28 protein-coding genes are annotated in these 23,769 nt (G+C 63.3%); 13 read left to right on the top strand and 15 right to left on the bottom strand.

Annotated elements, in window-relative coordinates; translation table 11 throughout:
• Positions 1–43: 43 nt before the first annotated feature.
• Positions 44–856 (top strand): chromate resistance protein ChrB domain-containing protein, encoded by an 813-nt coding sequence (locus WA950_RS00910; RefSeq protein WP_424549788.1) that lies wholly within the window; start codon positions 44–46, stop codon positions 854–856.
• A gap of 5 nt (positions 857–861) precedes the next feature.
• Entirely contained in the window at positions 862–2,262 is a 1,401-nt protein-coding gene (chrA, locus tag WA950_RS00905; RefSeq protein WP_424549787.1) for a chromate efflux transporter, read from the top strand.
• 134 nt (positions 2,263–2,396) lie between these two features.
• On the opposite strand, the gene mntR is transcribed toward chrA, so the two are convergent.
• The gene (gene mntR / locus WA950_RS00900; RefSeq protein WP_424549786.1) at positions 2,397–2,864 is read right to left on the bottom strand and encodes a manganese-binding transcriptional regulator MntR; all 468 of its coding nucleotides are present in this window, start codon (positions 2,862–2,864) and stop codon (positions 2,397–2,399) included.
• Between the two features lie 195 nt (positions 2,865–3,059).
• Here mntR and WA950_RS00895 point away from each other — a divergent pair, with 195 nt between their 5' ends.
• Positions 3,060–4,190, top strand: a complete 1,131-nt coding sequence (locus tag WA950_RS00895) for a multicopper oxidase domain-containing protein (protein WP_424549785.1) — start codon at positions 3,060–3,062, stop codon at positions 4,188–4,190.
• Positions 4,187–5,383, top strand: coding sequence for a ZIP family metal transporter (locus tag WA950_RS00890; protein WP_424549784.1), 1,197 nt, complete (start codon positions 4,187–4,189; stop codon positions 5,381–5,383). The genes WA950_RS00895 and WA950_RS00890 overlap by 4 nt, the downstream gene beginning before the upstream one ends.
• 22 nt (positions 5,384–5,405) lie before the next feature.
• Here WA950_RS00890 and WA950_RS00885 read toward each other — a convergent pair whose 3' ends face one another.
• The 4 genes from WA950_RS00885 to WA950_RS00870 form a co-directional block, all read right to left on the bottom strand.
• Entirely contained in the window at positions 5,406–7,127 is a 1,722-nt protein-coding gene (locus tag WA950_RS00885) for a hypothetical protein (RefSeq protein ID WP_424549783.1), read from the bottom strand.
• 127 nt (positions 7,128–7,254) lie between these two features.
• Entirely contained in the window at positions 7,255–7,959 is a 705-nt protein-coding gene (locus WA950_RS00880) for a hypothetical protein (protein ID WP_424549782.1), read from the bottom strand.
• A gap of 166 nt (positions 7,960–8,125) precedes the next feature.
• Positions 8,126–8,905, bottom strand: a complete 780-nt coding sequence (locus WA950_RS00875) for a hypothetical protein (protein WP_424549781.1) — start codon at positions 8,903–8,905, stop codon at positions 8,126–8,128.
• 244 nt (positions 8,906–9,149) lie between these two features.
• Entirely contained in the window at positions 9,150–9,710 is a 561-nt protein-coding gene (locus tag WA950_RS00870) for a dual specificity protein phosphatase family protein (RefSeq protein ID WP_424549780.1), read from the bottom strand.
• Between WA950_RS00870 and WA950_RS00865 the strand changes: the two genes are divergently transcribed.
• Positions 9,709–9,897, top strand: coding sequence for a hypothetical protein (locus WA950_RS00865; protein ID WP_424549779.1), 189 nt, complete (start codon positions 9,709–9,711; stop codon positions 9,895–9,897). The two genes, WA950_RS00870 and WA950_RS00865, sit on opposite strands and share 2 nt — an antisense overlap.
• Positions 9,898–9,900: 3 nt before the next feature.
• On the opposite strand, the gene WA950_RS00860 is transcribed toward WA950_RS00865, so the two are convergent.
• On the bottom strand, positions 9,901–11,031 hold the full coding sequence (locus WA950_RS00860; protein ID WP_424549778.1) for a hypothetical protein: 1,131 nt from the start codon (positions 11,029–11,031) through the stop codon (positions 9,901–9,903).
• Between the two features lie 325 nt (positions 11,032–11,356).
• On the opposite strand from WA950_RS00860, the gene WA950_RS00855 reads away from it, so the two are divergent.
• Positions 11,357–12,373, top strand: a complete 1,017-nt coding sequence (locus WA950_RS00855; RefSeq protein WP_424549777.1) for a substrate-binding domain-containing protein — start codon at positions 11,357–11,359, stop codon at positions 12,371–12,373.
• Between the two features lie 2 nt (positions 12,374–12,375).
• Here WA950_RS00855 and WA950_RS00850 read toward each other — a convergent pair whose 3' ends face one another.
• The 4 genes from WA950_RS00850 to WA950_RS00835 all read right to left on the bottom strand — a co-directional run bounded on the left by WA950_RS00850 (position 12,376) and on the right by WA950_RS00835 (position 15,279).
• Entirely contained in the window at positions 12,376–13,419 is a 1,044-nt protein-coding gene (locus WA950_RS00850) for a Gfo/Idh/MocA family protein (protein ID WP_424549776.1), read from the bottom strand.
• A gap of 7 nt (positions 13,420–13,426) precedes the next feature.
• Positions 13,427–14,212, bottom strand: coding sequence for a ThuA domain-containing protein (locus tag WA950_RS00845; RefSeq protein WP_424549775.1), 786 nt, complete (start codon positions 14,210–14,212; stop codon positions 13,427–13,429).
• 104 nt (positions 14,213–14,316) lie between these two features.
• Positions 14,317–14,658, bottom strand: a complete 342-nt coding sequence (locus WA950_RS00840) for a DMT family transporter (RefSeq protein ID WP_424549774.1) — start codon at positions 14,656–14,658, stop codon at positions 14,317–14,319.
• A 60-nt stretch (positions 14,659–14,718) separates the two neighbouring features.
• A complete protein-coding gene (locus WA950_RS00835) occupies positions 14,719–15,279 on the bottom strand; it encodes a TetR/AcrR family transcriptional regulator (RefSeq protein ID WP_424549773.1) in 561 nt (186 codons plus the stop codon).
• Between the two features lie 135 nt (positions 15,280–15,414).
• Here WA950_RS00835 and WA950_RS00830 point away from each other — a divergent pair, with 135 nt between their 5' ends.
• Entirely contained in the window at positions 15,415–15,831 is a 417-nt protein-coding gene (locus tag WA950_RS00830; protein WP_424549772.1) for a group II truncated hemoglobin, read from the top strand.
• A 5-nt stretch (positions 15,832–15,836) separates the two neighbouring features.
• Positions 15,837–16,202, top strand: a complete 366-nt coding sequence (locus WA950_RS00825; RefSeq protein WP_424549771.1) for a DUF423 domain-containing protein — start codon at positions 15,837–15,839, stop codon at positions 16,200–16,202.
• Positions 16,203–16,257: 55 nt separating this feature from the next.
• Here the strand turns inward: WA950_RS00825 and WA950_RS00820 are convergent, their stop codons facing one another.
• From WA950_RS00820 to WA950_RS00800, 5 genes are all read right to left on the bottom strand, one after another.
• The gene (locus tag WA950_RS00820; protein WP_424549770.1) at positions 16,258–16,572 is read right to left on the bottom strand and encodes an antibiotic biosynthesis monooxygenase family protein; all 315 of its coding nucleotides are present in this window, start codon (positions 16,570–16,572) and stop codon (positions 16,258–16,260) included.
• Between the two features lie 14 nt (positions 16,573–16,586).
• Positions 16,587–16,829, bottom strand: coding sequence for a hypothetical protein (locus WA950_RS00815; protein ID WP_424550050.1), 243 nt, complete (start codon positions 16,827–16,829; stop codon positions 16,587–16,589).
• A gap of 23 nt (positions 16,830–16,852) precedes the next feature.
• Positions 16,853–17,251 carry a DUF2325 domain-containing protein gene (locus WA950_RS00810; protein WP_424550049.1) on the bottom strand — a complete coding sequence of 133 codons (399 nt, stop codon included), beginning with the start codon at positions 17,249–17,251 and terminating at the stop codon, positions 16,853–16,855.
• Between the two features lie 400 nt (positions 17,252–17,651).
• On the bottom strand, positions 17,652–18,539 hold the full coding sequence (locus WA950_RS00805; protein ID WP_424549769.1) for a TonB family protein: 888 nt from the start codon (positions 18,537–18,539) through the stop codon (positions 17,652–17,654).
• Between the two features lie 61 nt (positions 18,540–18,600).
• Entirely contained in the window at positions 18,601–19,032 is a 432-nt protein-coding gene (locus WA950_RS00800) for a hypothetical protein (protein ID WP_424549768.1), read from the bottom strand.
• A 237-nt stretch (positions 19,033–19,269) separates the two neighbouring features.
• Here WA950_RS00800 and WA950_RS00795 point away from each other — a divergent pair, with 237 nt between their 5' ends.
• The 5 genes from WA950_RS00795 to WA950_RS00775 all read left to right on the top strand — a co-directional run bounded on the left by WA950_RS00795 (position 19,270) and on the right by WA950_RS00775 (position 23,737).
• On the top strand, positions 19,270–20,316 hold the full coding sequence (locus WA950_RS00795) for a hemin-degrading factor (protein ID WP_424549767.1): 1,047 nt from the start codon (positions 19,270–19,272) through the stop codon (positions 20,314–20,316).
• 41 nt (positions 20,317–20,357) lie between these two features.
• Positions 20,358–21,308, top strand: coding sequence for a heme/hemin ABC transporter substrate-binding protein (locus WA950_RS00790; RefSeq protein ID WP_424549766.1), 951 nt, complete (start codon positions 20,358–20,360; stop codon positions 21,306–21,308).
• 37 nt (positions 21,309–21,345) lie between these two features.
• The gene (locus tag WA950_RS00785; RefSeq protein ID WP_424550048.1) at positions 21,346–22,416 is read left to right on the top strand and encodes a FecCD family ABC transporter permease; all 1,071 of its coding nucleotides are present in this window, start codon (positions 21,346–21,348) and stop codon (positions 22,414–22,416) included.
• A 7-nt stretch (positions 22,417–22,423) separates the two neighbouring features.
• Positions 22,424–23,212: a heme ABC transporter ATP-binding protein gene (locus WA950_RS00780; protein WP_424549765.1), complete on the top strand. Its 789-nt coding sequence runs from the start codon at positions 22,424–22,426 to the stop codon at positions 23,210–23,212.
• Positions 23,213–23,338: 126 nt separating this feature from the next.
• Positions 23,339–23,737, top strand: a complete 399-nt coding sequence (locus tag WA950_RS00775) for a glycine zipper domain-containing protein (RefSeq protein ID WP_424549764.1) — start codon at positions 23,339–23,341, stop codon at positions 23,735–23,737.
• The last annotated feature ends 32 nt before the right edge of the window (positions 23,738–23,769 follow it).

Here is a 23,769-nt window from a genome sequence, read left to right as displayed (position 1 = left end):
GAAGAATCGCGTCCTTTGAACCCGATAAACGGAGGGACGCGTTATGCCTTCATTCCTTGAAATTGCATCCGACAAGCTTGCCCGCATCATCGGCACGCCCAATTTGCCGACCATCATCGACGTCCGTATCGACGACGATTTCCGCGCCGATCCCCGCCTGATCCCGGGATCGATCAGGCGGGACTTCCGACGGGTTACCGAATGGGGGACGGAGATCAGCGCCCCCGCCATTGTCCTCTGCCAGAAAGGACAGAAACTTAGCCACGGGGTCGCCGCGCATCTCCGGGCGATGGGAAAGGAAGCGGAAGTCCTTGAGGGAGGGTTCGAGGCCTGGTGCGGCACCCAAGGAATTCTCGTTCCGGAGAACAAGCTTCCTCCGCGGGACGCGAAAGGGCGGACGGTCTGGGTGACAAGGTCTCGGCCGAAGATCGATCGCATCGCCTGCCCGTGGCTCATCCGGCGTTTCGTAGACCCTTCCGCAATATTCCTGTTCGTTCCCGCGAGTGACGTTGCATTGGTGGGTGACCGGTTTGGCGCAACGCCGTTCGATATCGAAGACGTCTTCTGGAGCCACCGCGGCGAGCTGTGCACCTTCGATGTCATGATCGACGAGTTCGGGCTGAAGACGGAGCCGCTCCTTCGCCTTGCGACGATCGTACGCGGAGCCGATACGGCCCGCCCGGACCTCGCTCCCGAAGTGCCGGGCCTCCTGGCAGTCTCGCTTGGCCTTTCACGCATGTTCAACGACGATCTGGAGCAACTCGAGGCTGGGCTGATGGCCTACGACGCGTTCTATCGCTGGTGCCGGGACGCTACGGACGAAACGCACAACTGGCCCAATCCGCGAAAAGGATGATGGCAATGGCCGATCTCGCGAAAAGCTCCGTTCCCAGCCGCTCCGCGTCTGACGGGGACGTCGTTCCTCTGTCGGAAGCCGTAAAGGTCTGGGCGCGTGTCGCCGCCTTGAGCTTTGGCGGCCCAGCAGGCCAGATCGCGGTCATGCACCGCATCGTCGTGGATGAAAAGCGCTGGATCGGGGAACACCGGTTCCTCCACGCTCTCAACTACTGCATGCTTCTTCCCGGCCCCGAAGCTCACCAGCTCGCCATCTACATCGGCTGGCTGCTCAACAAGACCAGGGGCGGCATGATCGCGGGGCTGCTGTTCGTTCTGCCCGGCTTCGTTTCGATCCTGGCGCTCAGCTATATCTACGTCCTCTTCGGCGATGTGACCGTAATCGAAGGGATGTTCTTCGGGCTGAAATGCGCGGTGCTGGCGGTGGTCGTCCAGGCGGTGCTGCGGATCGGCAGCCGCGCTCTCAAGAACAGGGTGATGGTTGCATTTGCGGCCGCCGCTTTCGTCGCAATCTTTTTCCTGCACGTGCCCTTCCCGCTCATCGTCATTGGCGCGGGCGTCATCGGGTATTTCGGCGGCCGCACCGGGGTCGCAGCGTTCAAGGTCGGCGGAGGACACAGGCCCGGCTCCGGGAAAATCCTCGAGGATCGTGACTCGGTTCTCGGCGAGGAAATCCCTCTCCATGCCCGGCCGAACCTCGCGTGGTCCATGAAAACGTCCGGCGCACTGGCGGCGCTCTGGCTTCTTCCCGTAGCCGTGCTCCTCCTGATGCTCGGCCCCGACAACGTGTTTTCCAAGATAGGTGTCTTCTTCAGCCAGATGGCTGTCGTGACATTCGGCGGGGCGTATGCGGTTCTCGCCTATGTGGCGCAGGAGGCGGTCCAACAATTCGGCTGGCTCCGCCCGGGCGAAATGCTGGACGGCCTCGGCATGGCCGAGACCACTCCGGGTCCACTGATCATGGTCACTCAGTTCGTCGGCTTTCTCGCCGGCTATCGCGATGCCGGAGCGCTAAATCCCCTGACCGCGGCCACCCTCGCCGCGATCCTCACGACCTGGGTGACCTTCCTGCCGAGCTTCCTCTGGATTTTCGCGGGAGCGCCGTTCATCGAAAGGATGCGCGGCAACATGGCGCTGACCGGAGCCATGTCCGCCATCACCGCAGCCGTGGTCGGCGTCATCCTGAACCTGGCCGTATGGTTCGGCCTTCACGTGCTGTTTGCCGAGGTCAGGACGATTTCGGTTGGCCGATTGTTCTTGGAGGTCCCTGTCGTAAGCTCCATTGCATGGCCGTCGCTGGCGTTGACCGTACTGGCCGCCCTGGCAATCTTCCGGCTAAAGCTGTCGGTTATCACGACACTCCTGGTTTCCGCAGGGCTGGGGATCGGCTGGAGGGTTCTTGTCTGATTGGACCTGCCGGAGCCTGCAATGGCCGGCGATTTGGCCTGCGCCGTCGGGCCGGCAGGCTGTGGTGAAGCTGATCAGGCCAATCCAGCCTCAAGTACCAGCAGGCCCAAGAAGCCAACAGACGGCTGCGTTCCTTACTTTGTTGCCGTTCTCGCAGCCGTGAATTTTTTAAGTGCCTCGAGTGTCTCCGGGCTAACGTGGTGCTCTATGCCCTCCGCATCCATACGCGCGGTCTCGACGCTGACACCGATCGAGCAGAGAAACGATTCCACGATTTGATGCCTCTCCCGACTAAACCGGGCCAGTTCCTTGCCGATATCTGTCAGGAAGACGCCCCTGTACGGGCGCTGCTGAATATAGCCCTCAGCACTCAGCCGCTTCAGCATTTTGGCGACAGTCGGTTGCGCGACCCCGAGGCGCTGAGCGATGTCCACCTGCCGCGCCTCGCCGCCGTCGGCGAGAAGGTCGGCGATAAGCTCGACATAATCCTCCACGAGTTCGCTGCGACGGTTGTGTCGCGCCTGCCTGAAGCTCTCCATCTGGGTGTCGGGGGCGATGAGCGAACTCTCGATTTCGGTAGGCTGACTATTCGTGTCGTTCAATTCAATTCTGCCCGCTTAAAATTCAAATCAAGAATATGATAACATAGCAATAGCTATATTTCCAACCTCCCTTTGCATCCGACGCTGCCAGCCTGGGCCTTGCCGTTCACATTCGCTCGGAGTAATATAGCATATGCTATGATAATGCTCTAATGCTCTTCTTCATTGAAACGGCTAATAAAAGAGGTTTCAAGAATGCTGAGGTGGGCACAAACGACCTTGAGTAGAAGAAGCCTGCTCGGTGGCGGGGTGGCTGCCCTCGGCGCGACGAGCATCTGCACCAGCACGACGACGGCCCAGGAAGCCCATTCGGGCGATCACGGCGCTGCCGCATCCGTGGTGAAAAACGGGGATGCCGTTGCCGCTCACAGATCAGCGCATGGCGCCATGATCACCGTCGGAACAGTCGACAACGCCCGCAACGGCTTCGATCCGACGAGCATGCTTACCGACTGGTACACGGGCGAACCGAGCGCCCTGCCTGACGGACGCAAACTGCGCAGCTTCGAAATCACCGTCGAGGAAAAGGAAATCGAGATCGCACCGGGCGTCATGTTTCCTGCCTGGACCTACAACGGCCGCGTCCCCGGCCCCGCCCTTCGAGCGACCGAGGGCGAGCGCTTGAGAATCAAGCTCATCAACAACGGCTCGCACCCGCATTCACTGCATTTCCACGGCATCCACGCCGCCCGAATGGATGGCGTCCCCGGCGCTGGCGTCATCGGTCCGGGTGAAGAGTTCGTCTATGAATTCGACGCCAGGCCTTTCGGCTGCCACCTCTATCATTGCCACGCCCTTCCGCTTGCCCGCCACATCCACAAAGGCATGTACGGCCTCTTCGTGATCGATCCCGACCCCGCACGCCATCCCGACCATCTCGAGGTCGCCAAGTCGCGGCTGCTGGGGTCCCCAGAAAATGCACGATGGCAGGAAATGGCTATGGTCATGAACGCCTTTGACACGAACTTCGACGGCGAGAACGAGTTCTATGCCTGCAACACGATTGCCCACTGCTACGCGAAGGAACCGATCAGGATCGTCAAGGGACGGCCGGTCCGCATCTATCTCGTCAACATCGTCGAGTTCGATCCGATCAACTCGTTCCACCTGCATGCCAATTTCTTCGACTACTACGATCAGGGAACGACGCTGACGCCGACGCTGAAGACGGTCGATCTCATCATGCAGTGCCAGGCGCAACGGGGGATTCTCGAATTCACCTTCGAGGGGCACGAGCCGGGGCTCTACATGTTCCACGCGCATCAATCGGAATTCACCGAACTTGGCTGGATGGGCATGTTCGACGTTGTGGAGGCCCTGTCATGATCCGCGAAAAGACCGACGCTGCGACCGCGCCCGCGGCCTCCGGCTTGTCTCGCTATCTCTGGCTACTGCTGCCCGTCGCGGTTCTCGCGATGGCCATCGTCTGGCTGCTCCAGACAAACCCGCTGCAAGGCTTCAACAACGGCGCGCCGCCCGTCGAGAACCTGACGATCGAGCGCACGATCCTCGATCACGGCGGCCTGCGGTTGCTGGTCCGCGCCGGCGGATCAGACCCGATGACGGTCGCACAGGTCCAGGTCGATGCCGCCTATTGGGAATTCCAACAGGAGCCGCAAGGTCCGATCACCCGCGGCGACACGGCCTGGATCAGCCTCCCCTTCCCGTGGGTTCTGGGAGAAACCCACCACGTGACCTTCGTCACCAATACGGGAGCAACATTCGACCACGAGATCACCGTCGCCGTACCGACCCCCGTCGCCACCTCCGGCAGTCTCTGGTCGCAGGCCATACTCGGAGCCTTTGTCGGCATCCTGCCTGTCGCAATCGGCCTGATGTGTTATCCAGCCCTTCGTGGCGCGGGCCAGGGAACGATGACCTTTCTCCTTGCCCTGACCGTGGGTCTGCTTGCATTCCTTCTGGTCGACACGGTCGTCGAAGCGCTGGAATTCGCCGCTACGTCGGCGCCGATCTTCCAGGGGAGCGTCATGGTCGTCCTGACGGCCGCAGCCAGCTTCCTCATCCTGATGGCGGTCGCCCACCGACATGGCGCCCCGACGGGACTGGCGCTGGCGACCTTCATCGCGCTTGGCATCGGACTGCATAATTTCGGCGAAGGTCTGGCCATCGGGGCGGCGTTCGCAGCCGGCAGCGCTGGACTGGGCACCTTCCTCGTCCTCGGCTTTACCCTGCACAACATCACCGAGGGCATCGGAATCGCCGCACCCGTTCTCAAGGAAAAGCCCAGCCTGCTTTCCTTTGTGGGGCTGGCTCTGCTCGCGGGCGGTCCGGCGGTGCTCGGCATCTGGACGGGTAGCCTCGCCTACGCACCACAGTGGACCGCAATCGCCCTTGCCATTGGCGCCGGCGCGATCGCTCAGGTGATCGTCGAGGTCGGCGGCCTCATGGGCCGCTCGAACGGCCAAGGTATCAAGGCATTGCTGACACCTGCGTCCTTCGGCGGCTTGGCGGCGGGTGTCACCTTCATGTACGCGACCGCCATGCTCGTCAAAATCTGAGTTCTGCCCGCAGCTTCGGCGCTCACTCCGGCAGGCGCTGCGCCACGTCGAGATAGTGGATGCCGACCTGCACCAATTGGCGTAGCGCCTCCTGCAGATCCTCGTCGCTGGGCCCTTCCGGCAGTGTCGTGATGGGCGACGCCTGCAGGATTGCCAGGGCCTGGGTGAAGGCTTCCTGCATTTTCGCGATCAGAACTCCGGTTGCCGCATCGAGCGGCTCGTGCTCACGCAGGATGCTGAACTGTTCACCGAGGAACTCCATGCCGATGGCGCGGTCTTCGCGCACGGCGGTGTTGAACCGCTCGAAAAGGAAACGTTCCAGATCGAGCGTGATACCGGTATCGATGAGCACGTCGTCGCGCGCCGGCGCGCGCGCTTCCATCGGCGGATCGATGCGGTTCGATTTAAGGACGACGAAGACGCTGGTATCCTCCTGCGCCTCCAGGCCGGCGATGAAATGCGCCGGGCTGCGGCCCGTGCCGGAAACGTCGGCGATGATCGTGCGCTGGCCGCGCAGGCGCGAGAAATAGGCGGCGTAAGCCGGGCTGTCGGCGAGGAACAGGTCGCGCGACGACGGGAAATAGTGCACGGCCATTTTGCGCGATGAAAGCCCGAGCATCCAGCGCAGCAGATGCACCCACATGTTGGAATCCCGGCCGCACATCAGCAACGTGTCCGCCTCGACGGCGTTCGCCCGCCGGATGAGAAGCATGCCGGCGACGATGAGGAGCGGGATGTTGGCGTCGAATTGCGCCTGCTGCGCCTGCCGCGCCGTCCTGTCGAAGGAGAAGCTGGTCAGCCGGGCCTTGCGCACGGCCTTGGCGAATTCGGTGAGGCCGACCGAGCAGAGGACGGTCTCGCCCATCGACCAGGCGGAGGTCGTGACGTGCTCGGCCTCGATGCCGACCTTGCGCGCCTGCACGACATCCGAGTGATGGTTGTCGCCGTAATGGCGCAGGATGCGATGCCCGGCGAGGATCGTCGGCCATATCGTGCCGTGGTGCTTGCCGTGATTGCTCAGATGGATCGTCAGCCCCGGCAGCCCGCACTTCTCCTCGACGATCTTGCGCAGGAAGGATTCCGGCAGGTACATGTCGGAAATGATCAGATCGTCGTGCCGGACGCGGGCAACCATTTCCTGAATCGGGAACAGGTTGTCCCACTCCTCGGCCAGCTCCAGCATCTTGAGCCGCTCGATCAGGCGTTCCGGCCAACCCGTGGCCTCGGCCAGCTTCGCATAGACGTCGTCGAGGGTGTAGTTTCCACTCCGCCAGAGATCCGCCTCGAGACTCTGGCGGAGCCTGGCAAAACCCTTTGCCCGGGCCTTGGCCTCCACCACATCGAAAACGGCAAGCGGGTCGACGCAATAGCGCGCGACGAGCGTGTCGAACAGATCGAAGGTCTGCACCGCCGGCAGATCGTTCCTCAGCGCCAGAGGCTTGAAGTAGTGCAGGTGCACCTCCTCCTGCAGCAGGAAGGGACCGACGATCTCCCGGCTGCCATCATCCGCTTCCATCAGGATGGTGACGCAGGACGGCGTCCCGTCCTCACGCAGGATGAGCAGCCTGTCGCCATCGATCCGCCAGCCCGCCTCGTTCGGGTGCTGATAGCCGCCGATCCGTCCGTCCTTTTCGAAGGTAAGACTGGATGTTACCTGATGGCGTTGCGGCCCCACTTCGAAACTGAAGACATGCCGCATCAGCCAATCGGCCGTGAGGGGCGTTTTTTCAGGTACCGCCGGCATGTTCGGTTCCGTTTGCCAGGAGATCAAGGGAGGGGCGATCAGGTTCACAGCGTGGCTCCGGGTGTTGCATCATCGTGGACGGCGCCCACCCGGATCGTCGCGGGTGGACGAATGGCGAGCTTGAGGCTTACTTCTTCTGGATCGCGATCATCTTGACCCGCCAGTGGTCGGTCCCGCCGCGCTCGTCCCAGTGCACGAAGACATTGGCAATCTGCGACTGGATCAGCTCCCGCCTGAACTCGTTGATGTGCGGGCTGTCGAGCAACCCGGTCAGCAGGTACTTCTGGAATATCTCTTCGGTCCGGGGGGTGGGCGGCAGGACGTCATCGACTTCCTGGTTGTGCCAGTGAAGGTCCTCGATGACGTAGAACCCGCCCGGCTGCAGTTTTTCGAACAGTTCCGAAAACGCCACCTGCTGATGGTAGGGGCAATGCGAGCCGTCATCGACAATGATCTTGAGCGGCGGCGTATTGCGCTTGACCGCCATAAGGGATTCACGCGAGCCCGCATCGCAATGGAAGAAGGTGAACCGTTCGCGCCCGTTCAGGGACGAGAAGTCGGAAATATCGATGCCGTAGACATAGGCGTTCGGGAAGAAGTTGAGCCACATCTCGACGGAGGGCGCGCTGGCGGAAACGCGGTTGGCCGCGAGCTGCTGGTTCTGCGGGCCGATCTGAAGGCCGATTTCGAGCATGTAGAACGGCTGCTCGCGAAAACCGCCGAACAGAAACGAATAAAGCGGCGCATAGTTGTGCGCGTGGTGGACGACATCCCCCTTGTCAGACCCAAAATGGTTGGCAAGCTTTGTCAGGTTCGGGGCTGGGTTCAACAAGGCATTTCTCCGTTCTCTGGCTCTCCAGACTGATTACGCGCCGACAGCGCCGATGAGATCTTTCGGGCCGCAAGGCCCCGCCTCCCCGCGGCGCTCGCCAGACACAGGACCGGAAATACCAAAAATACGGCTTCCGTCTTACCTGAGGCTTGCGGGGCAGCCTCCCTCAAAGCGGCGGCGGCGCGAGCTTCGGCAGGGCGAACTGTTCGCCGAAAAGATGCAGCCACAGGCGCTCGAGGATGTAGCCGTAGACCGCGATGCCGGATATCGAGAGATTGCGCAGGATTTCGATGGACCCGGCGGGAACCGATGCAACCCTTCTGTTGCGGACAGCGAAGACGGCGCCGTAGGAAAACACGCCCACCATATGGCGCTCGGCCTCTGCCGCCAGATCCTCGAGCCCGGCGAGGTTCAGGAAATGGCTTGCAATGTTGGTGCCGTCAGGCAGGCCGCCGTGGATCGCGCGGTACACGTTGCCCATGCCCCAGGCGCCCTGATCAACGAAGTCGATCGGCCCCCAGGTCAGCAGCGAGAACCGTTCGAGGCGCACGCGCGGACGGCCGAACAGGCCGCGTTCATATTCCGAAAGGAGGAGCGGCGGCGGCACGTTCTTTTCGGCGAGCCACTGCCACGACATGGGCTGCAGATCGTCCCAGTTCTTCCAGGTGTGGAGGAGGCTGATGAAATCCGGGCTATGCTCGAAGGGGCCGCCCTGGGCATAGACGGTGAAGTCATCGTCGTCGCGCGCATCGGTCAGCATGTGATGCAGGTAGGTTTCCGATTCCCGCCCTTCGTTGGGACGGTCGATGATTTGCGTGGCGCGCCGCAGAACGGCGGGCGATTCGATCCTGTCGCCCTTGTTGTAGATGATGACCTCGAAGTCGTCGGGGATCAGCTTGATCCACTCCAGCGGTTCGCAGTAACGGGCAAGCACGATACGGTTCATCAAAAGCCTCCAGCAGGTCACAGGCACCTGAAAGGAGGCTTTCACAACCGAAAGGCTTCGGGCCGCATCCATCAGTTCCGGCTCAGCCTATGGCATGAATATCTTGCTCGTGGCTTGTCGCACGCAAGGCCGGCCGGAGCACCTGGAGCAATTGCGGTGAAACCGGATCATCGCAATTGCTCCAGGGGCTTGTTTTTGCCGCATTATCCGACGTCGAAGCGATACCGCTTCGACTGGAAATGCTCTAGCCGCCGGCATGCGCCGCCTCCATGTCCTCCCAGCTTTCGTCCATGGCATAGGTCGGCGACAGATAGGGGATGCCGATATGGCCATAGCGCACGGAAAGCTGGCGCTCCGCCGTCTCCTCGTCCAGATCGGCAATGCGGGCCAGATAGATGACCGATGCGAGCCCCGTCCGGTCTGCGCCCGAGCGGCAATGGATGAGCAGCGGACGAGGCGCATCGCGCAAGGTCGCAACCAGCTTGTCCGCCGCTTCCGCATCGAGGCGGCGGTCGGCCTGCATGGGAAAATCGATGAGGGTGACGCCGTGGCGCGCGGCGGCCGCAGCCTCTTGCCTGTACCAGTCCGCTCTTTCGTCCCGGCCGCGCAGGTTGACGATGGTCCGGATCTTGTAGCGGTCGGCATAGGCCGCGATATCGGCCGGCGACGGCTGGTTCGAGCGGTAGACCTCGCCGGGCACGACGGCAGCGAAATTGCCCGTCATCTGGATGACGACCAGATAGATGCCGAGCCCGGCGGCAAAAGTACCCAGGGCGAGCCCCGCCCATTTCAGGAATGCTTTCATGTCTGCCTGCCCTGTCAATCCTGGCGGCAGGATCGGCCGCCAGCCTGACAGGGCGCTGAACGTCAGCCATGCATGGGCACCTTGCGCGCCTCACCGTGCGCACGGCGCTGCGCGAGAAGGATACGCGCTCGATGCGAAGGAGGATGGCGAGAAGGTGATTGGCGACGACGGCCAGCGCCGCGTCTGATCCTCAGGCTTCCGAGGCTAGCCGCGCTGCTGTCAGGTCCAGGCCGAGAGCCGCGCGAAGGGTCGCCTCGCTCTGGCCGGCAAAGCGCAAGGCCGCCCGGTGCCCACGCCCTTCATCCCGCGGCGGCAGCGGGCCGGCAAGCCGCTCGACGGCATCCTCGGCGACCGCGGCGACATGGTGCAGGTTCTCAACGATGCACAGGCGATGGGCGAGCGAGCCCTGTCGCACGATAACCGGGATGCCGAGCTGCGCCGCGCGCCCGAGAATGCCGGAAGCATGATCGCCGGCGCGCGGGTAGAGACACCAGACCGCGTCACTCGCCGCATAGGCGCCGAGCAGTTCGCAATCGCCAATCGACCGGTCGACTGTCACGCCGCCGGCCTCGTTTAGGACTGCGGCATGCTCCACCGCATCGGGAGCCACCTTGCCACAGGCGATGAACTGGTAGTGCGCACGCAGTTTCACGGATCGCGCGTAGATATCCGCGAAAAGATCGAACCCCTTCTGCGCGCTCTGGCTGCCGATCGCCATCAGCACAAGCCGGTCGCCCGGCCGCCGCTCGTCGCGCAGGAGATTCACCGCCTTGCGCTCCTCCTCCGTCAGGTCCCACAGCTGGAAATCATGGATCCAGTCATCGGCAATCGACGCGAAAGCCGGGAAGACGCTGAAGGGCAGGATCGTCAGGGTCCGCACGGAGCGACAGCGCTTCAATCGCCGTAGCACCATCCGCTTCAACCGATGCCGCCAGCGCGCCGACGCGGCAAGCGGCATCGGGCGGAGCAAAAGCCCCGCCGTGCGCCGGCCAATCGCGGCGCGCAGCAAACCGACCATGGCATAAAGCAGGAAAGCCTCCTCAACCACCATGAACAGCACGGGTGAACGGGTCAGCAAAAGATCGCGATGCCGCGCCCGGCGGGCATCGAACAACCGCTCCAGCGTGCGAAAATAGGACGGCCGCCGGCCCGTATCGGCGCAGCCGTAGACCAGCGGGACGGCCTTCTGGCTCGCGGGCTTTTCGTGCCGCGCACGCGCCCAACGCAGCAACCTAGCAGCCCTGGTTGCAAGGTTCTCCCGCAGCAGGTCCAGTCGCGCAGACAGCCCCTTTGCGGCCGGCACATTCGAGCCCGCCTGCATGATCTTCCCCCGAAAATCGACGCGAATTTCCGTCGAGGCTGTCCGCCTCAAAAAACGACTGGCACCAGGTAGCCTTGGCGTTGCCGTCAGCCAACAACGCCTTCAGGAGTGAGCAACACCCCGGACACAACCATATCGCTAATATTGAGACTTTAACGTGTTATTGACAAAATTCAAGCGGGATTTCACAACCCCTGCGCGGCATCTGCGTGTGACCTGCACAGCCGCGGCGAGCGCCGAAAACGCCCGGCAGCCGCTTGCTTGCGACAGTACGCTGGAGGGTTCATAAAGGCCCGAATCGATCGACCGCACGCAGAGAACCAGGATGAACCTCAAGGAATTTTCCGCCAGCATCGGCCTGTCCCAGACGACGGTGAGCCGGGCGATGAGCGGATATCCGGAGGTAAAGCCGGAGACCCGGGCGCGCGTGCTGGAAGCGGCCGAACGGCTCGGCTACCGGCCGAACATCAGCGCCCAGCGACTTGCCACCGGCCGGGCGGGCGCGATCGGCATCGTCTTCCAGGGCGGCGGTCGTTTCGGGCCCCATTCCAGCGAGTTCATGGGCGGACTTTCGACCCGCCTGCAACGGGATGGCATCGACATTCTCGTCTCGACCGTCGAGACCGGGGAAGACGAGGCGGCCGCCTATAGACGGTTTGCCGCCAGCAAGCGGGTGGACGCGGTGATCGTTCACACGCCCGCCTGCACGGATGCCCGCATTGCGCTGCTGCAGGCCCTGGAACTGCCCTTCATCGTGCATGGCCGCAGCGAGGCGAAAAACCCCTTCGCCTTTCTCGACATCGATAATTTCGGGGCGATCGAGACGGCGACGAAACACCTTGTCGATCTCGGCCACCGCCGTATCGCGCTCATCAATGGCGACACGGTCAGCACCTTTGCGCGGGATCGCGACAGGGCCTATCACAAAACGCTCGCGGCCCGTGGGTTCGATGCCGATCCGGCTCTGGTCGGCCGTGGCGAATTCACGGACGAAACCGGCTTCCGGCTGATGCAGGCGTTCCTCGGCCTGCCCGTTCCTCCGACCGCCGTGATCGCCGGATCCATGATGTCGGCGCTCGGCGCCATGCGGGCGATCCGCGTTGCGGGGCTCACCGTCGGCAGGGACGTCTCGCTGATCGCCCATGACGACGTCTTTCCCTATCTCAGCCCGGATAATCTGGTGCCAGCCGTCACCACGACGCAATCGCCGATCCGTGCGGCGGGCGAACGGATCGGCGACATGGTATTGCGATTGTTGCAGGGCGAAGCGCCCGAGGCATTGCAGGAGGTCTGGCCCGTCGATTTGCGCATTCGCGGCTCGACAGGCCCTGCCCCCGCCTGAGATCAGACTTTCAGTTCGCACCGCCCCTTCTCGGTCTCGATGGCAAGGTCGAGAACCTTCTGAAGCTCGGCGGCATGGCGGAAGCCGGGTTCGATCTTTTCGCCGGCCGCGACGGCCGCGGCAAAGCGCTGATAGTTGGTCGGCACCGTGCCGGCATCGATCTCCCGCCAGACAGCCAACTCGACATCCTCGCCGAGGCAGCCGCGCAATTGCGATCCCTCGGTCGAATGAATGACTTCGAGGGCTCCCCTGTCGCCATGCATGCGCAGGCGCAGTTCGTTGAGATGGCCCGTCGCCCAGCGGGTCGAATGAATGACGCCGAGCGCGCCATTGGCGAAATCGACCGTCATGGTGAAGCTGTCATTGGCATCGAGATCGTATTCGCCGATGCGGTTGTCCGGCGCCTTGTCGAAAGCCTTCAGCCGCGCGAAGACATGTTCCACATCGCTTGCCGCGCCGTAGCTGGCAAAATCGAGGATATGGACACCGACATCGCCGAGTACGCCGTTCGAGCCGTGCCGGGTGGAAAGCCGCCAGAGCCACTGGCTCTCCGTCGCCCAATCGCCCCAGGCCTTGGAGACGAGCCAGCTTTGCAGATAGGAGGCCTCGACATGGCGCACGTGGCCTATCTGACCGGCGAGCACCATTTCGCGGGCCTTCTGCAGAGGCGCGACGTTGCGGTAGGTGAGGTTTACCATGGTGACGAGGCGGGATGCCTCGGCGGCGCGCGCCATTTCGTCCGCCTTGGCGTAGTTTTCCGCCAGAGGCTTTTCGCACATGACGTGTTTTCCCGCCGCCAGCAGCGCCAGCGTCGTGGGATGGTGGGCGCGGTCTGGCGTCACATTGGTCGCCGCATCGAAGCCATCCCAGGCGATCGCCTCTTCCAGCGAGGTGAAGACATTCGGGATGCCGTGCGTCTCGGCAAAAGCCCTGGCGCGCGAGGGGTCCACGTCGACGGCGCCGACCGGGTCGACGCCGTCGATGGCGGCAAAATTCTGGGCATGGGTATTGGCCATGCCGCCTGTTCCAAGAATGAGAAGACGCATGGATTCCTCAGCGATAACCGGCTTCGCCGGCTTCATGCAGCTTCGGACCGCGCTCCACGATCGGCTCCAGCGCCGCTTCCACCGGCACATTGGGCGCGTCATGGATCGCCGTGTGTGCGCCCTGCGGATTGAAGGCCCATTTCACGCCGTTGGCGAGCACCTTCTGCACGGTGGCGTCGTGATAGGTCGGATAGGTCTCGTGGCCCGGGCGGAAATAGAAGATGTTGCCCGCGCCGCGCCGCCAGGTGAGACCCGAGCGGAAGACCTCGCCGCCCGCAAACCACGAGATGAACACGGTTTCCAGCGGTTCCGGCACGGAAAACTGCTCGCCGTACATCTCCTCGTTTTCCAGCACGAAATTCTCGCCGAGACCTTCGGCGATCGGATGGCGCGGATTGATGACCCAGACGCGCTCGCGCTCGCCGGCCTCGCGCCATTTCAGCGCGCAGGGCGTGCCCATCAGGCGCTTGAAGATTTTCGAGAAATGGCCGGAGTGCAGGACGAGAAGCCCCATGCCTTCCCATACCCGCTTTGCCACGCGCTCGACCACCTCGTCGCTGACGGCACCGTGGTCCTTGTGGCCCCACCAGACAAGCACGTCCGTCTCGGCAAGCCGGGCTTCCGTCAGGCCGTGCTCCGGCTCCTGCAACGTGGCCGTGGTGGCAGCAATGGCCGGATCCGCATTGAGCGCGTCGGCGATCGTGTTGTGCATGCCGTTCGGATAGATCGAGCGGACGATCGCGTTCGTCTGCTCGTGGATGTTCTCACCCCATACGATGGTGCGTATCGCCATGTCCGCTCCTTTGAAGCCAAAATTTAAACCGCTTTCAATTCGTCGGAATCGATAGAATCAGACCCGCTTCTTGGCAAGCGGGATCATGCCAATTCCAGCGTCTTTCAGTGGAAAGTCGACTTGGAGAAGAGATTCAGCACCAGAACGCCCGCGATGATGAGGCCAAGACCGACAATGGCGGCGAGATCGAGCTTCTGGTCGAAGACGAAATAGCCGACGACCGAGATCAGCACGATACCGAGGCCGCTCCAGATCGCATAGGCGATGCCGACCGGAACGTAGCGCAGGCTCCAGGAAAGAAAGAAGAAGGCTATGGCATAGCAGACGATCATCGTGACGGTGGGCACGAGGCGCGTGAAATGCTGGGCCGCCTGCATGGCCGAAGTGCCGAGCACTTCAAAGACGATGGCGACGACGAGGACGGCATAGACGGTGGTGAGATTCATGACGGGTCTCCGGCGCGAGCCGCGCTAATGGGCGCCTTGCGGCGCGAATTGCAAAGGGGGTCAGCTACGCGAGAGCGCCAGCAGCCGCTCGACCATGGCCGCGCGGGTCGCCGCATCCATGGTCGGCGTGTCGAGAAGGTCGGCAAGCCAGAGGCCATCGACGGCGTAGCGCACCAAGAGGGCATCGAGCGCGGAATCCGTGCCGATATTTTCCGCCAGCTGTCGTTCCACCCATTGTCGCCAGCGCTCGCGCAGATGCGGCTCGGATATCAGCGCGACGGTCAGCACCTTCCACTGATCGCCATCCGCCATGCCCTCCGGCAGGACCCAGACGGCGACATAGGCCCGCGTGAAGCGCCCTTTCGGCTCGGGATCCTCGCGCATCCGCTCGGCAAGCGCTCGGTCAAACTTTTCCGTCATGTCATCGAACAGACCGTCGAGCAGCGACATCTTGTTGGGAAAATGATGCAGAAGGCCACCCTTGCTAACGCCGGCCGCCTGTGAGACCGCATCGAGCGTCACGCTCGCCGGCCCTTTTTCCAGCGACAGTCGCGCCGCGACCTCCAGCAACTGCTGGCGGACGGCTTCCGGGTGTTTCTTGCGGTGATGGGCCTTGCTCATGGGTGTAAACATACCGTCCGGACGGTTTCTTGTCAATCGACACATATGCAGTCGCTTGCGCGCTTCGTCGCAGCGAAAAGCCCGCCATTGCGCGGCGGATGCTCCGGCGCTAAGACGCCTGAAACGGAATGGGCCATGACGGATACGAGCGACAATCAGGAGCGAAAGGGCGAGACGATCACCCTTTACGAGGCCGTCGGCGGCGATCCGGCCGTGCGGGCGCTGACACGCCGGTTCTATGAGCTGATGGACACCCTGCCGGAAGCGGCGCGCTGCCGTGCCATCCATCCGAAGGACCTCTCCGGCAGCGAGGAAAAACTCTACGACTACCTGACGGGCTGGCTTGGCGGGCCGCCGGTCTATGTCGAAAAGCATGGGCACCCGATGCTGCGCCGCCGCCATTTCATGGCCTCGATCGGCCCGGCGGAGCGGGACGAATGGCTGCTGTGCTTCGTGCAGGCGCTGGAGGAGACCGTACCGAGCGAAGGCCTGCGCAAGATCATCCTCGAGCCGGTAACACGGCTCGCCCATCACATGCAGAACAAGGAATGAACCCGATGACCTTTTCGCTTCGTTCGGCAAGCCTTCTCGTTGCCGGGCTGATGGGCCTTGCCGGCGTGGTCACGGCCGCAGCGGCCTCCCATGGCAGCGATCCGCGCCTGATGGCCGGCGCTTCGGCCATGTGCCTTGCCCATGCGCCGGCGCTGATCGCGCTTTACGCCGCCTGGCCATCCCTGCGCACGGCGCCGCTCGCCGCACTACTTCTGATCCTTGGCACCGCGCTCTTTGCCGGCGATCTCGTCTACCGTCACTCCACGGGACAAGGGCTCTTCCCGATGTCGGCACCGACCGGCGGCGTCACCATGATGGCGGGATGGCTGGCAGTCGCGCTCGGCGCGTTCCTGCCGCGGCAGCAAAGCTGAGCTCAGCGCCTCAAGGCAAAACGGAAGCCCAAGAAAAGACCGTCGTCGCTTGCGCTCACGCGCCGACGACGGCGGTAAAGCCCTCGAATGTCGGCGGACCAAGGTAGATGCCACGATTGTCGCCGGCATTCTTGTGCGCCTGGCGGAAGTTTTCCGATTTTGTCCAGGCGGTGAAATCGTCCTTGCTCGCCCACACCGTATGGGAGGCAAAGAGCGTGAAGCCCTCCTCCGCATTGGTGTCGCCACGCAGCAAGTGAAAGGTCTTGAAGCCCGGCATTTCAGCCAGGCTCGACTCGCGCCCCTTCCAGATATTCTCAAAGGCTTCCTCGTGCCCGACGACGATGCGGAAGCGGTTCATGGCGATGAACATGAGAGGCCTTTCTGTCAGAACTGATCCCGGGCCGCGCGATGCGGCACAGGGAAAGCTACGACATTATCGTTACGCGCTTCAAGAACGCCTGCGCCCTCAAAATCGACGGTGCGCGCCGGCGGACGGGCGCTATGTACCGGGAACTCGGTGACATTGTCGCTTTCCAGCATCTCCGCGCGGCGCGTCAGCAGGGCATAGAGTTCCGGCACGAGGCCGTCACCGTTCTGCGCGGCCAGCTTGTGCAGGCCGATCATCATGAAGGCTTCAGGTCTTTCGTCACTCACTGCGCATTGTCTCCTTGGCTCATGCTCTGCAGGGCGCGCTCGAAGGAGGATTTGCTGCCATTTCGCAGCGGCACGAAGGCCTTCTCCCACTTCTTGCAACCCGTCTTCACGCGAATACAGGCATCATGACTGATACAGTCGATGGGGCAGAAGACGCAGTCCACCGAGGGAAGCACGTTGTCGATGCGGGAGACCGCCTCCCGAAGGCCGCCGTCATGGTGGATCAGGTTGGCGCCGTAGGAGCTGGCGATCTGGCGCAGATGCGCCACCTGGCAGTCGCGACCGCCGACATAGAGGAAACTGCGCCCTTCGAGCCCCGCCTTGCTGTCCGCCGCCTGAGCGTCATTCACTTGCCCCTGGCGAGCCAGTTGCTGCTGCCTTTGCTTCTCGCGCATCGCCCTTCTCTCCGCTTCGCCGGTCCGGCGCTTGGTCTTGCTGACGTCCACGTTGCGGGGCGCCCGCGGCGCCTGCACCTCGATCTTCGGCACGGCCGGCACAGGCGCCGCGACCTCCTGCGGCTCAGCCGTCAACTGCTTCTTCAGCGCAGCGAGCTGGCGCTCAAGGTCAGCAATGCGCCGGTCACGTTCGGCAATCGCTGCCTTCAAGACCGCTTCCATGCGGCCGGCACTCATCACATTCATGCAGCATTCCCCTTTGGCACTCCGCACGGGCGGAACCTCATTTCAGGGAGAACCTACAAAACATGAGTTTCAGAGTAAAGTATAAACATGACTAGGAAAGTCATATTTTCTGACAAAAAAATCCCGCCGGCTGGAAAGCGGCGGGAAATGGATCTCAGTTGAAGACGATCGGCACGTTGAAGGGCCAGGACGCCCTGCCCGCCGCCTCGGGAATCTTCGCGAAGGGGGCGGCACGCTGCACCGAATCGACAGCCGCCCGGTCAAGCGCCGCGCTGCCGGAGCTGCGCGCAACGCGAACGCCGCTCGCCTGCCCGCCCGAACCGACGACGAAGCTCACCACCACGCTGCCGCGTTCGCCGCCCGGCGCACGCCGCTTGGCGCGATTGATCTTGTTGCGGACCTTGCCGGGATAGTTGCTGACGGCGGCATTGCCGGCCGCAGAGGAATTGCCCTTCTTCTGGCCGCCGACCGACGCGGACTTCACGTCCGCCGAGCCATCGACCTCGCCCTTTGCGGCGCTTTCCCGCGCCTTGCCCGTCTCGCCGGCCTTCTTGACGATCTTCTGCTTCGGCTTCTTGCGCTCGACCTTCTTGACCGGCTCTTCCTTCTTCGCCTCGGGAGCCGGCTTGATCGCCTCTTCCGGCTCGACGACCGGCTTGATTTCCGGGATCGGAATCGCCGCGATCTCCACTTCCGCGGAGGGAACGATCAATTCCTGGATCGGTTCGGACACGACCGGATCGACCGGCGCAATCTCGGTCACTTCAGGCTGGATCTCGGTCGGCTGGATTTCCGCGACTTCCTGCGGCTCGGTGACATCGGGCTGGATCGCCTCGGGCGTGATCACATCCTCGGGATTACCCGATTCCACAGCCTCGAAAGCGCCGTTGCCAAGCATCGCCACTTCAGCGACGACACCGCCAGCGATCAGCGCCTCCTCGCTCTGCGCCGCAGGCGTCATCGTGAGGATTGCGGCCGCGCCGGCATGGGCGAGCAGGGAAAAGGCGCCCGCGCCGATCCAGAGCCACTTGCTTCCAGCCATTTTGTCACCCGTCAATTCGTTTCATGTGCCGCCGCGCATCATGCGCCGCGCTACCCGTCATTCAGCCTTCAAGGCCCGCCGCCGCCTTGCTGCGCGTGACGATGCCATCCATGCAGCGGCCCTTTTCAAGCCCCTCGCCTTCGCACACCGGCGCATCGTTGATCAGGAGGTTCTTCACCGCCTCGCACTTGATGCCCGGCACATCGAACTGGCGCACCTTGGACTTGCCCGCCGGCAGGTCGCGGAAATCGAGCAGCGCCAGGCGCTCGACGGTGCCCTTCTCATTGAAGATCACGAATTCGAAGGAGACCTTCGAGACATTCTGCGCAAAGCCGTTCTCGGCAACGAATGTGAAGAGGCAGCCCTTCTGCGAACTTGCCAGCGCATTCAACTCCACGTCCAGCCCCTTGGTCGCGGCGGCCTCCTGCGCGAAGGCGCCGGAAACGGCGGCAGTGGAAAGCATCGCAGAGAGAAGAATGGTGCGTAGGATCATGGGCTCGCCTGTTTCACAATTTCGCCGGAGCGCCGGGCAGGATCTGTCACTTGGCGTCCGTCAAAGAATTAACATGACTTTTAGACACCGGTATTGCGTGGATAAATAAATATGAGTAAGGAAGTCAAGATAGTAAACGCCAAAATCCGTGTCAAACCCCTGTTCCACCAAGAAAATTTAATCGGAATGGGACAGTAGCGACGGAATGGCACCATGCATTTGGATGAAGGCCGCGCCATGACCAACACAACCCGCCCGACCCCCACCGAAATTCGCGCCTTCCGCGCCGAGAACCCGAAGATGCGCGAGCGCGACATCGCCGCCCAGCTCGGCATTTCGGAAGCAGCCCTCGTGGCGGCCGAAGTCGGCCTGACGGCGGTGCGCATCGATGGCGACGCCAACCGGTTCCTGGAGCGCTCTGAAGCGCTCGGCGAAGTCATGGCGCTCACGCGCAACGAAAGCGTCGTGCATGAGAAGATCGGCGTCTACGAGAAGATCACCACCGGAAAGCATGCCTCCATCGTGCTCGGCGAGAACATCGACCTGCGCATCTTCCCAAGCACCTGGGCGCATGGCTTCGCCGTGACCAAGACCGATGGCGATCAGGTTCGCCGCAGCCTGCAGTTTTTCGATAAGGCCGGTGAGGCCGTACACAAGGTGCACCTGCGCCCGGCTTCCAACCTCGAAGCCTACGAGGCCATCGTCGCCGACTTCCGTCTGGAGGACCAGTCACAGGAATTCGTTGAAGTCATCACGGAAAAGACCGTCGAGACCGGCCCGGTCGACGTTGCCGCGCTGCGCGAGGGCTGGAGCGCCATGACGGACACCCACCAGTTCTTCGGCATGCTGCGCAAGTTGAAGATTGCCCGCCAGGACGCCGTACGCAGCGTCGGCGAGGATTTCGCCCATGAAGTGCGTGCGGATGCGGTCACCGAACTGCTGCGCGCCTCTGCCGAGCGGGAGGCCGAAATCATGTGCTTCGTCGGCAATCACGGCACGATCCAGATCCACTCCGGCCCGGTGAAGAACATCCAGCCGATGGGACCGTGGATCAACGTTCTCGATCCGACCTTCCACATGCACCTGCGCACCGATCACATCGCCGAGTGCTGGGTGGTTCGCAAGCCGACCTCCGACGGTCATGTCACCTCGCTCGAAGCCTATGACGCGAACGGCGAGATGATCGTCCAGTTCTTCGGCAAGCGGCTGGAAGGCGTTGCGGAGCGCCCTGACTGGCGCGAGATCGCGGAAAGCCTGCCGCGCCCGGGCAGCGTCGCCGCCTGAACCCGAAATCCGCGACGGATCACGACCCAAGGATCACAAACATGAGCAAAAGCTTCGATTTCCGCCGTGCCCGTCCCTGGGAAGTGGCCCTCACCGCCTTTGCGCTTGCCGCTCCGCTGCTGTTGCCGCTCACCGCGAACGGCGATAGCGGCTTCATCCGCAAGGCCGTCGCGCAGGAAATGCAGCAGGTCGATACGTCGAAGCTCGTATCGATCGGCGGCGCGCTCACCGAAATCATCTATGCGCTCGGGGAAGAAGGCCGGCTCGTCGCCCGCGATTCCACCAGCATGTATCCGGAAGCGGCGATGCAGCTGCCGGATGTCGGCTATATGCGCGCGCTTTCGCCGGAAGGCGTGATCGCCGTCAACCCGACCGCAATCCTTGCCGTCGAAGGCAGCGGCCCGGCCGATGCGCTCGCCGTCCTGAAAAGCGCCGGCATACCCTTCGAAACCGTACCGGAAGGCTATGACCGCGCGGCGATCCTGGAAAAGATCGACATCGTCGGCAAGTTCCTCGGCGTGCCGGAAAAGGCGAAGGAGCTGGAAGCCAAGGTCGGCGCGGAACTCGACGCCGCCGTTGCCGAAGCCGCCAAAACACCGGATGCCCAGCGCAAGCGCGTGCTCTTCGTCCTGAGTTTCCAGGGCGGCCGCGTCATGGCGGCGGGCAACAAGACGGCAGCTGACGGCATCATCGGCCTTGCCGGCGGCATCAACGCCACGGACGGCACTTTCGAAGGCTACAAGCCGATCACCGACGAGGCGATCGTCAATGCCAAGCCGGACGTCATCATGGTCATGTTGCGCGGCGGCCAGGGTAGCACGGACGAAGAGATCCTTGCCCATCCCGCCATCTCAGTAACCCCGGCCGCCGCGAGCAAGACTGTGCTGCGCATGGATGGCCAGCACCTGCTCGGCTTCGGCCCGCGGACCGCTTCGGCCATCACCGACCTCAACAAGAAGCTCTACGGCAAGGCAGGCAATGTCTCTCAATGATGCCGTGCGCACCCCCCTTGCGCGCCGTTCTGTCCTGATGCGCTCCAGCAAGGCCCGGACCGCCGGCGACCGCACAGCGATCGCGCGTCTGACACTCGTTTTCCTCGTCGTCCTCTCGATCGTCGCACTCGCTCTTTCCATCGCGACCGGCGCCTCGGATGCCTCCGCAGTGGGGGTCATCGGAGCGCTCCTCACCGGCGCCGAGGATACCGCGCTCAGCGTGCGCGACCGCATCATCGTCTTCGATATCCGCATGCCCCGCGCCCTGCTCGGCTTCCTGATAGGCGGCGCGCTCGCAATGTCCGGCGCTGTCATGCAGGGGCTTTTCCGCAATCCGCTCGCCGATCCCGGCCTTGTCGGCATTTCCTCCGGCGCAGCGCTCGGCGCGGTGCTGATGATCGTGCTCGGCAGCAGCCTGCCGGTCGGCCTGATGCTCACGCTCGGCGCCTATGCCCTGCCGCTGGCCGCCTTCGCAGGCGGCCTGCTGACGACGCTGCTGCTCTATCAGATCGCCACTCGTGGCGGGCAGACCTCCGTCGCCACCATGCTGCTCGCCGGTATCGCGATCTCGGCGCTTGCGGGCGCCGTGACCGGCGTCCTCATCTACATGGCAGACGACAAACAGTTGCGCGACATCACCTTCTGGGGGCTCGGTTCGCTTTCCGGCATGACCTGGCTGAAACTGTTCACCGCCGGGCCGATCATCCTGCTCGCCCTTCTCGTCGTGCCCTTCCTGTCGCGCGGCCTCAATGCGATCACGCTTGGCGAGGCCGCGGCCTTCCACATGGGCGTGAAGGTGCAGCGGCTGAAATATATCGCGGTCGTCGCCGTTGCCGGTGCGGTCGGCGCTTCCGTAGCCGTCAGCGGCGGCATCGGTTTCGTCGGCATCGTCGTGCCGCATCTGCTGCGCATCGTCATCGGACCGGATCACCGCTACCTGCTGCCGGCATCGGCGCTGCTTGGCGGCGTGCTGATGCTCGGCGCCGACATGCTGGCACGCACCATTGTCGCTCCTGCCGAACTGCCGATCGGCATCATTACGGCGCTCGCCGGCGCGCCCTTCTTCCTCTGGGTACTCTTGCGCGACCGCTCGCGGAACGGCTGGTAGAAACATCATGATCATCGCAAAGAACCTCACCGTCAGCCTGTCCGGCAAGACCATCGTGCATGGCGTCAGCCTTGAGGCAAAGGCCGGTGAAATCACCGCCATCGTCGGCCCCAACGGCTCCGGCAAGACGACGACGCTGAAGGCGATCGCTGGTGAACTGGCAAGCAAGGGCGAAATCACCCTCAACGGCAAGGATATCCGGAAGCTCGAACCCTGGCAGCTCGCCGTCAAGCGCGCCGTGCTGCCGCAGGCCGCGACCATCGCCTTTCCCTTTACCGTGCGCGAGATCGTCCGCCTCGGCCTCACGGTCGGCCCGAACCGCCACGCCGACCGCATCGACACGATCACCGCCGAAGCCCTTGCCGCCGTCGATCTGGCAGGTTTCGCCGGCCGCTTCTACCAGGAACTTTCCGGCGGCGAACAGCAGCGCGTGCAGCTTGCCCGCGTGCTCTCGCAGATCTGGGAACCGACGCTCGAAGGAGAGCCCTGCTTCCTGATGCTCGACGAGCCGGTCTCCGCGCTCGACATCCGCCACCAGCTCACCATCATGCGGCTTGCCCGCCGCTACTGTCAGGGCGGCGGCGGGGTCATCGCGGTCATGCACGACCTCAACCTGACGGCGATGTTCGCCGATCAGATGGTGATGATGAAGAACGGCCGCATCGAGCGGTCGGGGCCGCCCTCCAAGGTGATGACCGACGATGCGATGGAGGCCGTCTTCAGCTGCCGCATGTGCATCAACGGTGTGCCCAGCGCCGGCGTCCCCTTCGTGCTGCCGCACACCGCTTCGGCCTGATTTCCCAGCGCCTTACGGAACCTTTTGCAACCATTCGCGTTCATTGCCCCGGAAGCTCGATCCGCCAGGGGGTGGATCGCTGTTCGGCCCGCGCCTGACGCGGGCGACCTGCAAAAGGAGAAAAGCATGGCCAATGGACTGTTTTCATCCCGCAAGAAGAGCCTTCGTGACGGGCTTGACGACGAAGCCCAGGCCATCGAGGACCAGATCGCGGAACTGCGCGAGGAAATTGCCACGCTCGCCCGCGTCTTCGCCAGCGATGCCGCCAGCGGCGCAAACGGCATTCGCAAAAAGGCCCGTGCGGTGAAGTCCGAGGCCAGCGACGCCGCCCATGGCCTGAAGGACCGCGCCGAGCACGACCTCCGCGACATGATCTCTGCTGGCGAAGACATTCTCGCCGACTTCCAGGCCCGGTATCAGGATTCCAGCCGCAAGGCGCGAAAGGCGGTGCATGACCACCCGCTTGCAACGCTCGGCATTGCCGCCGCGGCCGGCTTCGTTCTTGCCGCGCTCCTGCGGCGCTGATCCGACCATCGCGCGACCCGGGGCGCCCAAGG

Origin of the sequence: Shinella sp., from assembly GCF_049651085.1 — a bacterium.
Taxonomy (GTDB): Bacteria; Pseudomonadota; Alphaproteobacteria; order Rhizobiales; family Rhizobiaceae; genus Shinella.
This window is presented reverse-complemented; position numbering and strand designations above follow the sequence as displayed.

Excerpts from the sequence above, each read along its gene's own strand:
- WA950_RS00845 (WP_424549775.1), bottom strand. The coding sequence starts at position 14,212 with ATGGCGATACGCACCATCGTATGGGGTGAGAACATCCACGAGCAGACG.
- WA950_RS00910 (WP_424549788.1), top strand. The coding sequence starts at position 44 with ATGCCTTCATTCCTTGAAATTGCATCCGACAAGCTTGCCCGCATCATC.
- WA950_RS00850 (WP_424549776.1), bottom strand. The coding sequence starts at position 13,419 with ATGCGTCTTCTCATTCTTGGAACAGGCGGCATGGCCAATACCCATGCC.
- WA950_RS00875 (WP_424549781.1), bottom strand. The coding sequence starts at position 8,905 with ATGAACCGTATCGTGCTTGCCCGTTACTGCGAACCGCTGGAGTGGATC.
- WA950_RS00835 (WP_424549773.1), bottom strand. The coding sequence starts at position 15,279 with ATGAGCAAGGCCCATCACCGCAAGAAACACCCGGAAGCCGTCCGCCAG.
- WA950_RS00815 (WP_424550050.1), bottom strand. The coding sequence starts at position 16,829 with ATGATGATCGGCCTGCACAAGCTGGCCGCGCAGAACGGTGACGGCCTC.
- WA950_RS00805 (WP_424549769.1), bottom strand. The coding sequence starts at position 18,539 with ATGGCTGGAAGCAAGTGGCTCTGGATCGGCGCGGGCGCCTTTTCCCTG.
- WA950_RS00830 (WP_424549772.1), top strand. The coding sequence starts at position 15,415 with ATGACGGATACGAGCGACAATCAGGAGCGAAAGGGCGAGACGATCACC.
- WA950_RS00785 (WP_424550048.1), top strand. The coding sequence starts at position 21,346 with ATGCGCTCCAGCAAGGCCCGGACCGCCGGCGACCGCACAGCGATCGCG.
- WA950_RS00810 (WP_424550049.1), bottom strand. The coding sequence starts at position 17,251 with ATGCGCGAGAAGCAAAGGCAGCAGCAACTGGCTCGCCAGGGGCAAGTG.
- WA950_RS00780 (WP_424549765.1), top strand. The coding sequence starts at position 22,424 with ATGATCATCGCAAAGAACCTCACCGTCAGCCTGTCCGGCAAGACCATC.
- WA950_RS00860 (WP_424549778.1), bottom strand. The coding sequence starts at position 11,031 with ATGCAGGCGGGCTCGAATGTGCCGGCCGCAAAGGGGCTGTCTGCGCGA.
- WA950_RS00795 (WP_424549767.1), top strand. The coding sequence starts at position 19,270 with ATGACCAACACAACCCGCCCGACCCCCACCGAAATTCGCGCCTTCCGC.
- chrA (WP_424549787.1), top strand. The coding sequence starts at position 862 with ATGGCCGATCTCGCGAAAAGCTCCGTTCCCAGCCGCTCCGCGTCTGAC.
- WA950_RS00890 (WP_424549784.1), top strand. The coding sequence starts at position 4,187 with ATGATCCGCGAAAAGACCGACGCTGCGACCGCGCCCGCGGCCTCCGGC.
- WA950_RS00825 (WP_424549771.1), top strand. The coding sequence starts at position 15,837 with ATGACCTTTTCGCTTCGTTCGGCAAGCCTTCTCGTTGCCGGGCTGATG.
- WA950_RS00790 (WP_424549766.1), top strand. The coding sequence starts at position 20,358 with ATGAGCAAAAGCTTCGATTTCCGCCGTGCCCGTCCCTGGGAAGTGGCC.
- WA950_RS00840 (WP_424549774.1), bottom strand. The coding sequence starts at position 14,658 with ATGAATCTCACCACCGTCTATGCCGTCCTCGTCGTCGCCATCGTCTTT.
- WA950_RS00800 (WP_424549768.1), bottom strand. The coding sequence starts at position 19,032 with ATGATCCTACGCACCATTCTTCTCTCTGCGATGCTTTCCACTGCCGCC.
- WA950_RS00820 (WP_424549770.1), bottom strand. The coding sequence starts at position 16,572 with ATGTTCATCGCCATGAACCGCTTCCGCATCGTCGTCGGGCACGAGGAA.
- WA950_RS00895 (WP_424549785.1), top strand. The coding sequence starts at position 3,060 with ATGCTGAGGTGGGCACAAACGACCTTGAGTAGAAGAAGCCTGCTCGGT.
- WA950_RS00885 (WP_424549783.1), bottom strand. The coding sequence starts at position 7,127 with ATGCCGGCGGTACCTGAAAAAACGCCCCTCACGGCCGATTGGCTGATG.
- WA950_RS00775 (WP_424549764.1), top strand. The coding sequence starts at position 23,339 with ATGGCCAATGGACTGTTTTCATCCCGCAAGAAGAGCCTTCGTGACGGG.
- WA950_RS00855 (WP_424549777.1), top strand. The coding sequence starts at position 11,357 with ATGAACCTCAAGGAATTTTCCGCCAGCATCGGCCTGTCCCAGACGACG.
- WA950_RS00870 (WP_424549780.1), bottom strand. The coding sequence starts at position 9,710 with ATGAAAGCATTCCTGAAATGGGCGGGGCTCGCCCTGGGTACTTTTGCC.
- WA950_RS00865 (WP_424549779.1), top strand. The coding sequence starts at position 9,709 with ATGTCTGCCTGCCCTGTCAATCCTGGCGGCAGGATCGGCCGCCAGCCT.